The organism is Undibacterium sp. Di24W (genome assembly GCF_049340325.1).
Taxonomy (GTDB): Bacteria; Pseudomonadota; Gammaproteobacteria; order Burkholderiales; family Burkholderiaceae_D; genus Undibacterium.
Window position 1 is genome coordinate 190,462 of record NZ_JBMPOP010000006.1, and the last position, 14,800, is coordinate 205,261.

Annotated in this window: 12 protein-coding genes; 3 read left to right on the plus strand and 9 right to left on the minus strand. The window is 47.6% G+C overall.

Going from position 1 to position 14,800, the window contains the following annotated elements; all coding sequences use genetic code 11:
- Positions 1-162 precede the first annotated feature (162 nt).
- From nirB to ACO0KZ_RS14420, 6 genes are all read right to left on the minus strand, one after another.
- Positions 163-2,592 carry a nitrite reductase large subunit NirB gene (gene nirB, locus ACO0KZ_RS14395; RefSeq protein ID WP_422996363.1) on the minus strand — a complete coding sequence of 810 codons (2,430 nt, stop codon included), beginning with the start codon at positions 2,590-2,592 and terminating at the stop codon, positions 163-165.
- A 40-nt stretch (positions 2,593-2,632) separates the two neighbouring features.
- Complete coding sequence (locus ACO0KZ_RS14400) at positions 2,633-3,400, minus strand: ABC transporter ATP-binding protein (RefSeq protein WP_422996647.1); 768 nt, start codon at positions 3,398-3,400, stop codon at positions 2,633-2,635.
- Positions 3,401-3,507: 107 nt separating this feature from the next.
- Complete coding sequence (ntrB, locus tag ACO0KZ_RS14405) at positions 3,508-4,314, minus strand: nitrate ABC transporter permease (protein ID WP_422996649.1); 807 nt, start codon at positions 4,312-4,314, stop codon at positions 3,508-3,510.
- 138 nt (positions 4,315-4,452) lie between these two features.
- Positions 4,453-5,649, minus strand: a complete 1,197-nt coding sequence (locus tag ACO0KZ_RS14410) for a CmpA/NrtA family ABC transporter substrate-binding protein (RefSeq protein ID WP_422996651.1) — start codon at positions 5,647-5,649, stop codon at positions 4,453-4,455.
- A 494-nt stretch (positions 5,650-6,143) separates the two neighbouring features.
- Entirely contained in the window at positions 6,144-6,740 is a 597-nt protein-coding gene (locus tag ACO0KZ_RS14415) for an ANTAR domain-containing response regulator (protein ID WP_315485874.1), read from the minus strand.
- Positions 6,741-6,981: 241 nt separating this feature from the next.
- Positions 6,982-8,013, minus strand: coding sequence for a DUF475 domain-containing protein (locus ACO0KZ_RS14420; protein WP_422996365.1), 1,032 nt, complete (start codon positions 8,011-8,013; stop codon positions 6,982-6,984).
- A 257-nt stretch (positions 8,014-8,270) separates the two neighbouring features.
- Here ACO0KZ_RS14420 and ACO0KZ_RS14425 point away from each other — a divergent pair, with 257 nt between their 5' ends.
- Complete coding sequence (locus ACO0KZ_RS14425) at positions 8,271-8,681, plus strand: hypothetical protein (RefSeq protein WP_422996367.1); 411 nt, start codon at positions 8,271-8,273, stop codon at positions 8,679-8,681.
- A gap of 141 nt (positions 8,682-8,822) precedes the next feature.
- Here ACO0KZ_RS14425 and ACO0KZ_RS14430 read toward each other — a convergent pair whose 3' ends face one another.
- Complete coding sequence (locus ACO0KZ_RS14430) at positions 8,823-10,364, minus strand: DUF4214 domain-containing protein (protein WP_422996369.1); 1,542 nt, start codon at positions 10,362-10,364, stop codon at positions 8,823-8,825.
- 343 nt (positions 10,365-10,707) lie between these two features.
- Between ACO0KZ_RS14430 and ACO0KZ_RS14435 the strand changes: the two genes are divergently transcribed.
- A complete protein-coding gene (locus ACO0KZ_RS14435; RefSeq protein ID WP_422996371.1) occupies positions 10,708-11,421 on the plus strand; it encodes a transposase in 714 nt (237 codons plus the stop codon).
- A 20-nt stretch (positions 11,422-11,441) separates the two neighbouring features.
- On the opposite strand, the gene ACO0KZ_RS14440 is transcribed toward ACO0KZ_RS14435, so the two are convergent.
- Together ACO0KZ_RS14440 and ACO0KZ_RS14445 are read right to left on the minus strand one after the other, a co-directional pair.
- Entirely contained in the window at positions 11,442-12,152 is a 711-nt protein-coding gene (locus ACO0KZ_RS14440) for a hypothetical protein (protein ID WP_422996373.1), read from the minus strand.
- Between the two features lie 159 nt (positions 12,153-12,311).
- Complete coding sequence (locus ACO0KZ_RS14445) at positions 12,312-12,887, minus strand: YSC84-related protein (RefSeq protein WP_422996375.1); 576 nt, start codon at positions 12,885-12,887, stop codon at positions 12,312-12,314.
- Between the two features lie 219 nt (positions 12,888-13,106).
- On the opposite strand from ACO0KZ_RS14445, the gene ACO0KZ_RS14450 reads away from it, so the two are divergent.
- Positions 13,107-14,783, plus strand: coding sequence for an amidohydrolase (locus ACO0KZ_RS14450; protein ID WP_422996377.1), 1,677 nt, complete (start codon positions 13,107-13,109; stop codon positions 14,781-14,783).
- Positions 14,784-14,800 lie beyond the last annotated feature (17 nt).

Consider the following 14,800-nt stretch of genomic DNA (forward strand, 5'->3'; position numbering starts at 1 on the left):
CAACCCGCGCGGCTCAGATGCTTGATGGGCTCGTGGCGTGGGTTTCACTCGCCCTACGTTGCTGCCGTGCTTTAATTAAACCCATCTCCACCCTAGCCCTCCCCTTGAAGGGGAGGGAAGGTTCATCGCGTTTCATGGTTGCATCAATACTTTGGCTTCAACTCATCCACCAATTCTCTCAAACTGCCGTGTATCAACTTGCGCCTTCTCCGGTTCATGCCAAGGATCAGCCTCGCCTTCTAGTGAGAATAATAAGCGTTGATACAGCTCTTCACGTCGCACAGAATTTTCAAGAATCTGTTGTTTTACATAGTCGAGACCAGCACGGGCAATGTAGTGCACAGTGCGCTCTAGGTACCAGCCTTCCTCTCGATACAGCTGTAAGAAAGCACCTGTGTATTCCATCACTTCTTGATGCGTCTTGAGCTTGACCAGAAATTGAGCGACTTCGGTTTTGATGCCGCCATTGCCGCCCACATACACTTCCCAACCTGAATCGACTCCGATCACACCGACGTCTTTGATGCCAGCTTCGGCGCAATTACGCGGACAGCCAGAGACAGCGAGTTTGACTTTGTGCGGCGCGTACATGCGTGCTAGTTCGCGCTCTAATTGCTGCCCCATTAAGGTGGAATTTTGCGTGCCGAAGCGACACCACTCGCTGCCGACGCAAGTCTTTACTGTGCGCAGACCTTTGGCGTAGGCGAGGCCGGACGGCATGCCCAGATCTTGCCAGACCGCGCGTAAGTCTTCTTTCTTCACACCGAGTAAATCAATACGTTGGCCACCAGTTACTTTCACTGTTGGGATATTGAATTTGTCGACCACGTCGGCAATTCTGCGCAGTTCAGAAGCATTAGTTTCGCCGCCCCACATACGTGGAATCACCGAGTAAGTGCCATCTTTTTGGATATTCGCATGCGAGCGCTCATTGATGTAACGTGATTGCGGATCATCCACCGCTTCTTTCGGCCACGTCGAAAGCAGGTAGTAGTTCAAAGCAGGGCGGCAACTTGCGCAACCATTTGGTGTGCGCCAATCCATGAATTGTTGAACCGACGCTACGGTCAACAAATGATTGATTTTGATCGCTTCACGTACCGCATGATGCGAGTGGTCCGTGCATGAACACATGGCCTTGGCTTTGGGTGTCGCCGAATAATCACCACCCGCCGTGAACATGATGATCTGCTCCACTAAGCCAGTACACGAACCGCAGGATGCGGACGCCTTGGTGTGTTTGCGCACATCTTCTAAAGTAAATAAGCCTTTTTCTTTAATTGCTTTGACGATCGTGCCTTTACACACGCCATTGCAACCACAGACTTCGGCGGTGTCTGGCATCGAAGCAGCTTTGGTATGGCCTTCGTGGCCGACGTCACCCGTGTTCGATTCCCCAAACATGAGTGAATCACGTATCTCCGCGATGTTTTTTCCTTCGCGCAGTAGCTTGAAATACCAACTGCCATCAACCGTGTCGCCATACAAGCAAGCCCCGATCAGTTTGTCGTCTTTCAGCACTAGTTTTTTATAGACGCCGCCAATAGGGTCAGACAAGATGATTTCTTCGGTATCTTTACCGCCCGAGAAATCACCAGCCGAAAACAGATCGATGCCAGTGACTTTGAGTTTGGTGGACGTGACCGAACCTTGATAACGGCCGATGCCAAAATTCGCCAAATGATTGGCGCAGACCTTGGCCATTTCGAACAAAGGTGCAACCAAGCCATACACGGTGCCGCGATGATTCACACATTCGCCAACCGCATAAATGCGCGGATCATAAGTTTGCATGGTGTCATTCACGATCAGACCGCGATTGCAATACAGTCCTGCCGATTCCGCTAGAGCGGTATTTGGACGGATGCCGACTGCCATCACCACGAGCTGGGTAGGAATTTCTAGGCCATCCGAAAAACGGATGGCTTTCACATGACCGTTTTCATCGCCTAGTAGCGCTTCAGTGTTTTTTTCCAAAAGAAAATTCAGGCCACGATCTTCTAGAGATTTTTGTAGCATCTTGCCAGCAGTCAGGTCGAGTTGTCTGTCCATCAGCCACGCGGGTAAATGCACGACCGAAACGTTCATGCCTCGCATCTTCAAACCGTTAGCCGCTTCTAAGCCGAGCAGGCCGCCCCCAATCACGACGGCATGCGTGTGTTTTTCGGCTGCAGCGATCATGGCATTGGTGTCGTGGATGTCGCGATAGGCAATTACACCTTGTAAATCTTTGCCCGGTACTGGCAACATGAATGGTGTAGAGCCGGTGGCGATCAATAATCTATCGTATTCTGTTTCCATGCCATCTTCGGCGATCACCACACGTTTATAGCGATCAATTTTGACGATCTTTTTACCCAGATGCAGGGTGATATTATTATCGGCATACCAGTCAACATCATTGAGCATGATGTCTTTAATTGTTTGCTCGCCCGCTAAAACGGGTGACAACAAAATACGATTGTAGTTGGCGTAAGGCTCAGCGCCAAAGACCGTGATGTCGTACAAATCTGGCGCAATCTTCAGCAATTCCTCGAGGGTGCGCACGCCTGCCATTCCATTGCCGACCATGACGAGTTTGAGTTTTTTCATAATTTTTTCTCTTGGATATTCGGGGTCTTGTGGGAGCGAATTAAGCAACTTCTTTGCTCGGATGCGATTGGCGATGATATAAAAATTCCAGCACCGCGCTGCGATATTTAGCGTACTGCGCGTCATTCGCCAGAGCGACTCGTTCGCGTGGTCGCGCTAATTCTACGGACAAGACTTCGCCTATGGTGGCGGCAGGGCCATTGGTCAGCATCACGATCTTGTCAGATAACAGTACAGCTTCATCTACATCATGGGTCACCATCACGACCGTTGATTGCGTTTTGGCGACGATCTTGAGTAGCTCATCTTGCAAGTGAGCGCGGGTTAATGCATCGAGTGCACCGAACGGTTCATCCATCAATAAAACTTTGGGCTCGATCGCTAAAGCACGGGCGATGCCGACACGTTGTTTCATGCCGCCTGAAATTTCGTGGGGACGTTTTTTGTCGGCAGCGCTCAAACCTACTAAAGCTAGGGCATTGCGAGTGCGGTTGATGAGTTCTGCTTTTGATTCCGTGGATGAGAACACACGCTCTACCGCAAGATAGATATTTTCAAAACAGTTTAACCAAGGTAGTAAAGAATGATTTTGGAATACCACGCCACGTTCAGGAGAGGGCCCAGAGATCTCGCGATTGGCGCACAATAGCGTGCCTGAGGTCGCGTTGGTTAAGCCTGCAATTAAATTCAAGAGTGTCGATTTGCCGCAGCCTGAGTGACCAATCAAGGTAATGAATTCACCTTTGGCGATCTGTAGATTAATATCGCGCAGAGCGTGGAAGCTGCCTTTTTTTGTGTCGAAGCGCATCTCTACATTTTGAATCTCTATGTATTTTCGCTCACTCGCTTTGTCAACTGCAATAGCCTGCGAGGTGATCGGAGTTGTTGTCGAATTTTCCATGAGTTGTGTCATCACTAGGCTCCAGTCTCTTCATAAGTAAAGGCACGTGCTACTGCGACCAAAATTTGTTCCAGAATCAATCCGACAAAACCAATCACGACAATCGCGATAATGATGTGCGGTACATTCAAGTTATTCCATTCATCCCATACCCAAAAGCCGATACCGACACCCCCTGTTAGCATTTCCGCCGCCACGATCACTAACCACGCGGTGCCGATTGCCAGACGTACGCCAGTTAACATATAGGGCAATACGCTAGGCAATAAGATGCGCGTTAGGATCTTCCATTCGGATAGGTTTAATACCCGAGCCACATTCATATAATCTTGCGGCACACGTTGTACACCGATAGCAGTGTTGATCACCATAGGCCAGATTGAACAAATGAAAATTGACCAGATGGCTGCCGGGTGAGCTGCCTTGAAAACGAGCAAGCCGATTGGTAACCATGCTAAAGGCGAGACTGGTTTCAGGAGGCTGATGATGGGGTTAAACATGCCCGCCATAAAGCTGAAGCGACCTATCATAAAGCCGAGCGGAATGCCGATGACGGCTGCAAGACCAAAGCCTACCGCGACCCGTTTTAAAGACGCATAAATATTCCAGCCTATGCCTTGATCGTTCGGGCCATTTTGATAGAAAGGATCTGAAAATAGTTTGATCGCTTCTTGCAGGGTGACCCAAGGCGAGGGGAGAGAGGTATTTTTCTCAGCGATGATAGCCCAGATTAAAACCAGCAAAGCCAACCCCAAAAATTGCGGCAGTATTTTTAAAGCCAAGGCTTTCAGTTTGAGGGAGAATGCAGAAGGCGTCGCCATCTTGGTTTCTTTCTTTCGTGATTTCTCAGGTGCAGGTAAGGACGCTGCCTGTGCCGTTGGTGCAGCTTTACTCTTATCGGTCACGCTGGCATCCGGGCTGGCGGTATAAGTCGAGAGCACGCTAGTCATAAGAGTTCCTTAAGCCTTGATCTTAAATGAGGCTGCATAAGCGGCAGGATTTTGCCCATCCCACAACGTGCCATCGATCAGCTTACTCTTACGCATCACATCTTTCGGTACACTGACTTTCGCCATCGCAGCACCGTCTTTATAAATATCGATACGATTAACCGCCTTTGCCACACCCAGATAATCTGGATCGGTTTTTAATAAACCCCAACGCTTGTGCTGAGTCAGGAACCACATACCGTCTGACAAGTAAGGGAAATTCACCGCACCATCATTGAAAAACTTCATGTAGTGAGGATCATCCCAAGTCTTGCCTAAACCATTTTGATAGCGGCCCATGATGCGTTGATTGATGACGTCTACCGAGGTATTGACATAAGATTTTTCGGCGATAATTTCCGCCATCTTTTGTTTATTCATTAGTGAGGCATCAATCCAGCGACTAGCTTCTAAAATCGCGGCCACCATTGCACGTGCAGTGTTCGGATATTTTTGTGAGAACTCGGAGGTGCAACCTAATACTTTCTCAGGATGATCGCGCCAGATATCTTGGGTCGTGGCAGCTGTAATGCCAATACCATCGACTACCGCTCTGTGATTCCACGGCTCACCCACGCAATAGCCGTCCATGTTGTCGACGCGCATATTGGCAACCATTTGCGGTGGCGGTACGGTGATGACTTTGGCTTCTTTCATTGGATTGATGCCATGCGCCGCTAGCCAGTAGTACAGCCACATAGCGTGAGTGCCAGTAGGGAAGGTTTGGGCGAAGGTATATTCACGTTTTTCACGTGCCATTAATTTGGCGAGACCAGCGCCATCGACCGCGCCTTTGTCGGCAAGTTTCTTCGACAAAGTGATGGCTTGACCGTTATTGTTTAGCGTCATCAAGATATTCATATCTTTTTTCGGACCCCCTATGCCGAGCTGCACGCCATATACCAGGCCATACAAGACATGCGCGGCATCGAGTTCGCTGTTGACCAATTTGTCACGCACGCTGGCCCAGGAGGATTCCTTGGTCGGAATAATTTTGATGCCGTATTTTTTATCAAAGCCCATGACTGAAGCGATCACCACGGAGGCGCAATCGGTCAAAGGAATAAAGCCGATTTTGACTTCTTCTTTTTCTGGCTTATCGGAGCCAGCGGCCCACGCGCCACTGATTCCTGTGCCTAGGCCTAACATGCTACTTGCTGCAAGCATGCCAGCGCCTTGTATGAGATTTCGACGTGACGGGTCATGTGCAGTCGTACTTGTGTTGGCAGGAGATGTTTCATCGAGGGCACCTGTTTCGTTTGAGTGGTTGACTTGCTTATTCATGGTTTCGCTCCAGCGTGTTGGTCTTTACAAAGCATGATCAAAACGAAAAAAGACGTCTTGCTACCCGGCTCGTTTGAGCAGGTAGGAAGACGCCTTTGTCTTTTCGGAAGTAATGACTAAGTCAACGAGCGTTGCAAGATTGTCTTTGCATTGCCTGTACTACTTAATTGGTCCTTCCTGAGAAATTTACCGCCGTTAGCAAATTTCTGTATGTACCGATGGGGTACTTGATCTTGTAGTTGCAATTACTGTGCCAACTGGTCTTATCGCTTGTTCGCCTTGCGCTTGCCAAGATCGTGCTGGTAAAAAAGACTTTTTGCACTGATTTGGAATCCAATTTGGTGCAATGCACTAAAAACGATCAGGCTTAAGTGGATTTAACCTAACAGATCCGCGACATCTAAAATGCGTTGCGCTAGGTCGACTAATTTGAGGTTTTTTTCCATCGCTTGCTTACGTAGCTTTTGATAGGCTTCGTTTTCGCTTAGGCGATGACGTTCCATTAGTAATCCTTTAGCGCGCTCTATGGTTTTACGTTCGGCTAGTTTGGTTTTGGTATCGGATAATTCCGAGCGCAGTTTTTGATCGGCGTTAAAGCGCGCTACCGCGACCTCTAGTACGGGTTTTACTCTATCGACTTGTAAGCCCGCTACAACATAGGCGGAGACACCAGCGGCCATTGCGGCTTCTAGTTGTGAGGGATTGCCGTCTTCTGTGAACAGGACGATAGGGCGTGGTGCATCGCGACTGACAATGACTAATTCTTCTAAGACATCTCTGGCGTCCGACTCGGCATCGATGATAATCAGGTCAGGCTGCAATTGAGTCAGCCTGTCAATCAGATACATATCACCGGGGATGGAGGCAATAATGTTATAGCCAGCTTGCAGCAAACCTATTCGTAAAGCGCGCGAGCGTGCCATTTGCAACTGCATCGCGGGATCTTGATCATGGGTATCCTCCGACACCGGCATCACGGTATTGATGACGACGATCTTCAGGTTAGGCGCATGAGGTTGAGACAAACAGGGCTCCAAAACTATGTGCGAAATTACATCGTCGAATCGGCTTGCCTTTGCCGGGCAAGGACTATCAATGTGATCCGCAATATGAAAATAAAATGTCGAATAAGGATTGTATGCTGCTACTTTCGGCTAACACACAAACTAGTCATGCAATATTCGAGCCACCTTATTTTGGGGTGCCGTGCTTCTCCTATTGACCTAATTTACGGTGTTGGATAGATGACCATAGAGATGCAACAATAAACGCAATGCCGATCAATCCGGTAAAAATTTCTGGTATGTGATATTTCATACTGGCGAACATGATTAAGGCCAAAATGCCTATCGCATAATGCGCGCCGTGTTCTAGATATACATATTCTTCCAAAGTGCCCTGACGCACCAGATACACGGTCATAGAGCGCACAAAGAATGCACCTATGGCCAAGCCCAGCATGATGATGACGACATCATTGGTAATGGCAAAGGCACCGATCACGCCGTCGAACGAAAATGACGCATCGAGTACTTCTAAATACAAGAAGCCGCCTATACCACCGCTTTTCACCACGGCACCAATGTCGATATCGGTGGATTCTTCTTTTTCCAAAAGGTCACTAATAAAATCGACCCATACATAGGTCACCACGCCCCATATGCCAGCCAGCAGCACGGCAAATTGTTGTGTCTCATCGACCATGCTCACACTCGCTATGACGACAAGTAAGGCGATCAATACAGGAATAGATCCGATAGTCCCAAATGAAGACATTTTTTCTTCTATGTTTCCGAGCCAGTGCATCTCTTTTTTCTCATCGAATAAGAAGTTCAAAAACACCAGTAATAGAAACACACCACCAAAAGCGGCCACTTCCGCATGATGACTGACCAGATGCGTAGAAAAAGCTTTGGGATTGTTGATCGCCAGATCCCAGACTTCCAGTATGCCGAGATCCGCTGCCTGTGCCACGATTACTAGGGGAAACACTAGGCGCATACCAAATACGGCAATGACGATACCGACTGTTAGAAATAATTTCTGCCAAAAAGCATCCCAATTCTTTAATACGGACGCATTCACTACCGCATTATCGAAGGAGAGTGATATTTCCAAGATCGCTAGAATTGAGGCGATACCAAGCGCAGTCAGCGCTGCATTGATGCCACCATGGGTATAACCCCAGTAAGCGGCAAGAGCTAATAGAACGATAGAGATCAGGATAGATACTTTGAAATGCTTCATGGGATTCCGATAAGGCCGTGTGTGTGTGTGTCAATTGGTGTGGCGGCGAGATGATGTATTTTTCATATCGACTGCTAGACCTATGTTTACGATGTAAAAATGGCCCTGTTACCTGAGTTTAACCGATAGTTTGGTCAAGATCTAAAATTGCCTCACAAAACCATGCGTTAGATTGTGAGCCAAACTTCACACAAACTTCATCTTTGCTTCACTTGGTCTCTTCAAACTACATGCTTTCAATTTCATCGGAAGTCATTATGAAAACTGCAGAGGCAACAAGAGTCATGTTAATCAATCCGCCACACACACCGATTGGTAGTCGCATACCCAATTTGCAATTGCCCCCATTAGGTATGTTGAATGTTGGTAAGTTTCTAGAGAAAACCGGTTTCGATGTGATGCTGCTCGATGCTGAATATGGTCACATGTCTTTGTTCGACATTGTGCGTGCTTGCAGAAAGTGGGCGCCGCAGTATGTGATTTTGGGGAAATCTGGCGCTACTTCGGCGCATGCTACAGTAGTGTTACTGTGTGCCATGTTGAAGTTCTTTATGCCGAATTTGGTGATTAGGTATCTTAGCGTGTATCCACCATATCGCTATGAGCAAGCCTTATATGAAGGCACACTTATCGATATTGGAAAATTTGACGAGGTGGAACACGCGTGAGATAAATCTAAGGATTAAGCAAAGTTAATTCTTATGAATGCTCTGCTTTTAAACGGAGAGGCTGAATGCGCAAGCAGTGCCGATGCAAACAAAAGAGGGCACGCATTGCGTGCCCTCTTGGTCATTGCATCCCGTATGAAATTAGCGGGTGATGCTGAGTTTCGTTGCTACGGTAGTGACGCCTTCGGCCTCTGTTTTAGCGGGCAGTCCGCGTAGATTGCTATCGGCGATATACCAGGTGTAGCTGGTGGTGTTTGCACCGTTGCTATTATTGGTTAGCTGCATTTTGCATGCAGTGAATGTGCCGGCTGGTACGCTGACAGATTCGGTTCCTAAGAAAGTAAGGCTTTCAGTGGTGCTTGGCATACTGATAGTTTTGCCAGCGATTTCTTGTGTGTTGCTATACGTTTGTACGTAGGCTTGATTCAGTGGCAAGGAAAACGGCGATTTTTGCGGAGGCGTCATAACCGTCGTGACTACATAATTCGTCGTGGTATTGAGTTTTACCGTGAGGATAGAGCCGTAGGTGATGTACTCATTGTTGTTGACTGCCACATAGGACTTTAATTGGCTAGTTACGCCAGCACTGAGACCCGTTAACTGTAAGGAATCCATAACAATTTCTTGCACCGTATTGTCTTTGAAATTGACGGTCCCGTTGGGAGTATAAGTCGTTGTAAATGATTCGGTTGTGCCAGTTGCGCGTAGGGTAGACGCCATTTCCATTTTGTATACAACGCCTTGTTTATACAGGTCGCTATTGTAGCAATCTCTGGAATCGCCCTTACCTGAGCCTGTCGGCGTTGTCGCTAACAAACTGAAGTTATTGTCCTTGATGTTTATCAGCGTCTTGGCATTACTCGTATTGCTAGCAGTTACCATAGCAGCTATGGCAATGCCTTTACTGATGCTGTCGTTGGGGTCGGCGTAACCTAAACCCTGCTCGATGGCAAAGTAAGAACCCACCGCAATTTTATTGTCTAGGAGTTGCGGTACCCAGCCCCAAGTTGCGTCGCCAGCAAATCCATGTGCCGCATTGAGCATGGTCGTGACCAATGAACCTTTGCTTGCTTTACCAGAATTGAGTTCTCCCGCCCAAAAATTGATATCGGCATCTGGTGGCGCTGTATTACCAGTACGACCCAACACATTTTTATAAATAATTTTTACAAATTCGGCATTGCTCATGGTCGCAGAATAGCCTGTCAATGTCGGATACTGTACCGCTGCAGCATAAAAATTATTAGCTAGTTGGTCGACCGTCATGCCAGCTTTCATCTGTTGTATCCAATAGCCGAGACCATCAGCATCTGGCACGCGATTGAAGAAGGCGATATAGAGTTCGATCAACGTGCGCAGATTGTTGGCTGAGAGCACTTTAGACTGCTCGCCAATCGCCAGGTTGACTGTCATATCTGAGAATTTCAAACTGGCATCGATCGCCACAGCAACATTCGCTGTCTTGCCGGATAAATCGCGCACTTCAAATCCAGTGGCGGTCCGAGTGATTAAATAGTTATTGCGAGAACCAGAAAAAGTAATAGCTGGTGCGGGCGCCATGGGTGCCGCTTGAAATATCGGCGCAGCGCTATCGTGCGTTGATTCACCACCACATGCAGCGAGAAATACACCTAGGAGAGAGACTATTAATCGTGTTGGCAGTGGATGACGGGTAGAACGCATAGCGAATATTCCTTAATGAGTCAGATGGATCGGCGGTGGATTTGGCCCAATGCAAATAGGCTTCTTTCAACCTAGTTGGTGAAATGTGTTGCACTAAAGGCAAAGAAAATAGGCATTGTAATAGAAAAGCCAAGTAAAAATACCACTTTGAAAATTTTTTTACGTTAAGCCGTGTTGTGATTCGAGTTCGGCGACCTGTTTTCGAGTTTCGCTTGCGTTTGGAGTATTGTGATGGGTTTGCGATGGGCGGAATCGTTCTCAATCAGTTTGCCTTGTTGTCACTATGAATCCTAGCTTTCCTCTACAATGTCCCCATTAAATTTACACTACGCTAATCCAGATCATGGCAAGACTCCCCCGTTTAGTAATTCCCCATCAGGCACATCACATTACCCAAGCTGGTATCGACAGCAAGATTATTTTTGTCGACTCGGCGGATTATGTTGTCTTCATTGATTGGTTAAAAGCGGCGGCGAAACAATTCAACGTCCAGATTCATGCCTATACCATTTTGCCTGATCGCCTACATTTGCTGGCGACACCATGTGATGAAATAGGATTAGGCAAAATGATGCAATGGTTGGGGCGCTATTACGTTCCCTATTTCAATGCCAAATACAAACGCAGCGGTTTGTTGTGGCAGGGAAGATTTAAAGCGACGGTATTAGAAGCGTCTCACTATTTTCTGCCGTGCTGTGTGATGATAGAAGAAATGGCGGTGCGTCAACATTTAGTCGCGGAACCCAATAGTTATCCTTGGTCTAGTTGTCAGCACCATTTGGGTATCCGCGTCGATCCTGTGGTGGCGGATCATGCGATGTATTGGGGCTTAGGGAATACGCCTTTTCAACGCGAAGCAGCGTATCGAGATTTGCTGGAAAAAGGTCTGTCTTCCAGCCACCTCAAGGCAATTAACGATGCCACCAATAAGGCATGGGTATTGGGCTCAGAACAATTTAAGTTAGAAATGGCGAAGTTGACTGAACGCAGAGTCGAGCCAGCATCGCGTGGGCGACCACGGAAGAAAGCTGTGGTCGCTACCTCAAACGCATCATAAATAAAATTGGATAAATTTATTTATTCGCCCACCAACTGCACCGCATCAATGACCTTGTAGCCACGCTCTAAATTATTTGCCAAAGTGACTTTAACCGCCTTAGCTTTGTAGTTGGTTTTCTCAAAGCTACGAACGTACCAGGTGCGACTTCCACGGTTGTCACGTTTCTGATCGCTGATACCTTCCCAAACAGTATTCCATTTGCCATCCGTGCTTTGCAGTTCTATCTTACTGATCGCTTCAACGCCGTCACCACCTTCAAATACCACGCGTACTTCGGTTGCAGCTACGGGTTTTTCGTAGCTTAATTCCAGCCAATCAAAACCGATATCCTGATTATTATTCGTCCAATCTTTACCGTCGACAGGGCCTTTGGCATTCGTTGCCAGATTCGATGAGGATGGGCCAGAGCCATCTTTCTCGCCGAAAGTTGAACTAGCTTTGGCATCACGTGCCCATTGCGCCTTACTATCGTTGATGTATTGGTCTTCCATCTTGGCATAGTCCATCAAGGCTTTCTTCTTTGCCATTTCTTGTTGCTCAGGTGTTTCTTCAGCCGGTTCTTGGCTTGCTTTCGGTGCAGGTGTAGCAGCAGTTGGGGCATTGACAACAGCGCTAGCACTGGCGACTGCAGTTGCGTCAGGCGTTTTTTTATTACAGCCAACCACGATCAGGCAGCTGATCGCTAATAATGCAGATAACAAAGAAGACATGTTTGCGGATTTTTTCATGGGATAGTCAATCAAAAAGTAAAAACTAAAAATAATGTTGCAACATCATCGGAAGAAGAATGCGATTTTATGTGATATGGTTTTTCTATTACGTAAGCAAATGTAAATCCGGTGCCAGAAACCATCGAATCTTCACACCCAAAGTCATTCTCCGATACATTAGTTTAGCTCGTCGTCTTTGTAGAACTTGGTGCCTTTGATTGTCGCCTGAAGTGCCAAGCCTGCCTCTGTGATCTGATAAATGGTCATGCCCGCAACAGCAACTTCGCCGCCAACTGCAGCTCCTTTATCACCTGCTTTGGCAGCCGCATCCGCATGTGCGCCTAGTTCCCAACCAGAATTCACAAATTGCTCGAACGCGCTTTGCGAATGAAAGATAAAGATGGTACGCACATCTTTGACACCTGCGCCAAGACCGATGCCTGCTTCTGCCATACGCATATAGGTTTGCTTACCATTACGATCTTTAGCGATGCCATAGCCACCGCTAAAACTCGCGATCAACAAATTGACGTTGGCCGTGCTGAACACAGCAGTACCATAAGCAGCGTCGACTTTAGCTTTTGCTTCAGGTTTGGTTTTGTACAGTGAAACCAAGGCATTGTCCCTCATTGTTTGCACGGCTTGCCGTTTTTCGCCCGGGTTATTTCCTTGCGTGGTCGCACATCCAGCCAAAATACCAAGTGCTAAAATGCCAGTGAAAAGACGGCGACTTACTGAGCTAATTTGGATCATTTTTTTTGCTTTCGAATAGTGAGTAAAAAGAGAGTACAACTACAATGTGCAAATATAACGCACGTGAACAAAGTCTTTTGAACCAGTTGAGTGCTGGCCTAGCGCAAACTTTTCCAATGGGGTATAAGTGGGCTTAGGTTTTCTTCCTCTGGCGTACAGTAGCACATCATAGAATCAAATGGTCTACGTAAGAACTAATGACTTCGTCTAGGAATTAATATGAAAATTATGTCGTTTAACTTGCTTCTTATGGCGGCGTTCTTTTGCAGTACGCATGCAAGTGCTCAAAAGCCGGCGGCTGACGTGATCATACAAAACGCTAAAGTATGGACGGTTGATCCCGCTCAACCTCAAGCGCAAGCATTGGCGATAATGGGCGACAAGATCGTCGCGGTCGGCACTAATCAACAAGTGATACTTTGGCGCGGCAAACAAACGAAACTGATTGACGCACATAGCAAGCTCGTGCTGCCAGGTTTTAATGATGCGCATGTTCATTTTGCTGACGGTGGTAATTCGCTGTCCGAAGTCGCGTTAAAAGACGCAAGCTCTCCGCAAGAATTTGTCCGTCGTATTGCTGCACATTCCGCCACCTTACCGCAAGGTGAATGGCTGATAGGTGGCAATTGGGATGATCAGGCGTTTAGCACACCTGAGTTACCGACCCGACAAATGCTTGATGCGGTCACGCCAGAGCGACCCGTATTCGTGACACGTTACGATGGTCACATGGCAGTAGCAAATTCTCTGGTGTTGAAATTGGCAGGCATAGATAGGAATACGCCAGATCCAATCGGAGGTGAAATCGTGCGAGATCGAGAGGGTAATCCCACTGGTTTGCTGAGAGATGCGGCGATGGATAAAGTATTCGCAGTCATGCCAGAGCCAAGCACGGAAAAACGGCTGCGCACGATTCGGTCTGGTATGCAATTTGCGGCGCAGATGGGTGTGACCAGTTTGCAAGACATGAATCCTCCGTATGCCGATATTGCCGCCTATGCAATCTTAGCAGAAAGCGGTGAGTTAACTTCTCGTATGTATCTTGCACCTATGCTTTTGCAAGGTGAGGACATCATTAAAATTGGGATACGACGCGCATTCGGGTCCGACTATTTACGTTTGGGGGCTTTAAAGGCTTATTCGGATGGCTCACTAGGCTCTAGCACCGCGTATTTTCATGAAGCTTATCTGGATGCGCCGCACACTCGAGGTTTGCTTGCCGCCGAAATGCAACCTATAGAAGGGATGCGCGAGCGTATGATTAAAGCTGATAAAGCTGGATTGCAATTGTGTATTCATGCGATTGGTGATGATGGTGTATCAGCGATTTTAGATTTGTTTGAAGATGTGGTGAAGGAGAACGGTTCGCGTGACCGGCGTTTTCGTATCGAGCACGCACAGCATTTGGCGCAAAAAGATTTTGCGCGTTTCGCGGCACTTGGTGTGATCGCTTCAGTGCAACCCTATCACGCGATTGATGATGGTCGCTTTGTCGATAAACGCATAGGCCATGATCGCGCTAGCCGCACCTATGCCTTTCGTAGTTTTCTCGATCATGGCGTCAAGTTGGCGATAGGCACTGATTGGACGGTTGCGCCGCTCGACCCTATGAGTACGATTCATGCCGCAGTCACGCGTGCCACGATTGATGGACAGTTTCCACAAGGCTGGCGTCCAGAACAGAAATTAACCGTCGCTGAAGTAGTGCATGCCTACACCATGGGCTCTGCTTATGCTGAATTTCAAGAGCATGTGAAAGGTAGCGTCACCGTCGGCAAATTGGCCGACATTGTGATTTTGTCTCAGGATATTTTTAAAATCGCTCCCGAACAAATTAAAGATGTCAAAATTGAGAAAACCATGGTGGGAGGCAAGCTCTTGTATCAACGTAAGTGAAGTCAGGCAGTACCTCC

Bases quoted from the DNA above. Each gene is read 5' to 3' on its own strand.
- nirB (WP_422996363.1), bottom strand. From the start codon at position 2,592: ATGAAAAAACTCAAACTCGTCATGGTCGGCAATGGAATGGCAGGCGTG.
- ACO0KZ_RS14400 (WP_422996647.1), bottom strand. From the start codon at position 3,400: ATGCGCTTCGACACAAAAAAAGGCAGCTTCCACGCTCTGCGCGATATT.
- ntrB (WP_422996649.1), bottom strand. From the start codon at position 4,314: ATGGCGACGCCTTCTGCATTCTCCCTCAAACTGAAAGCCTTGGCTTTA.
- ACO0KZ_RS14410 (WP_422996651.1), bottom strand. From the start codon at position 5,649: ATGCTTGCAGCAAGTAGCATGTTAGGCCTAGGCACAGGAATCAGTGGC.
- ACO0KZ_RS14415 (WP_315485874.1), bottom strand. From the start codon at position 6,740: ATGCCGGTGTCGGAGGATACCCATGATCAAGATCCCGCGATGCAGTTG.
- ACO0KZ_RS14420 (WP_422996365.1), bottom strand. From the start codon at position 8,013: ATGAAGCATTTCAAAGTATCTATCCTGATCTCTATCGTTCTATTAGCT.
- ACO0KZ_RS14425 (WP_422996367.1), top strand. From the start codon at position 8,271: ATGAAAACTGCAGAGGCAACAAGAGTCATGTTAATCAATCCGCCACAC.
- ACO0KZ_RS14430 (WP_422996369.1), bottom strand. From the start codon at position 10,364: ATGCGTTCTACCCGTCATCCACTGCCAACACGATTAATAGTCTCTCTC.
- ACO0KZ_RS14435 (WP_422996371.1), top strand. From the start codon at position 10,708: ATGGCAAGACTCCCCCGTTTAGTAATTCCCCATCAGGCACATCACATT.
- ACO0KZ_RS14440 (WP_422996373.1), bottom strand. From the start codon at position 12,152: ATGAAAAAATCCGCAAACATGTCTTCTTTGTTATCTGCATTATTAGCG.
- ACO0KZ_RS14445 (WP_422996375.1), bottom strand. From the start codon at position 12,887: ATGATCCAAATTAGCTCAGTAAGTCGCCGTCTTTTCACTGGCATTTTA.
- ACO0KZ_RS14450 (WP_422996377.1), top strand. From the start codon at position 13,107: ATGAAAATTATGTCGTTTAACTTGCTTCTTATGGCGGCGTTCTTTTGC.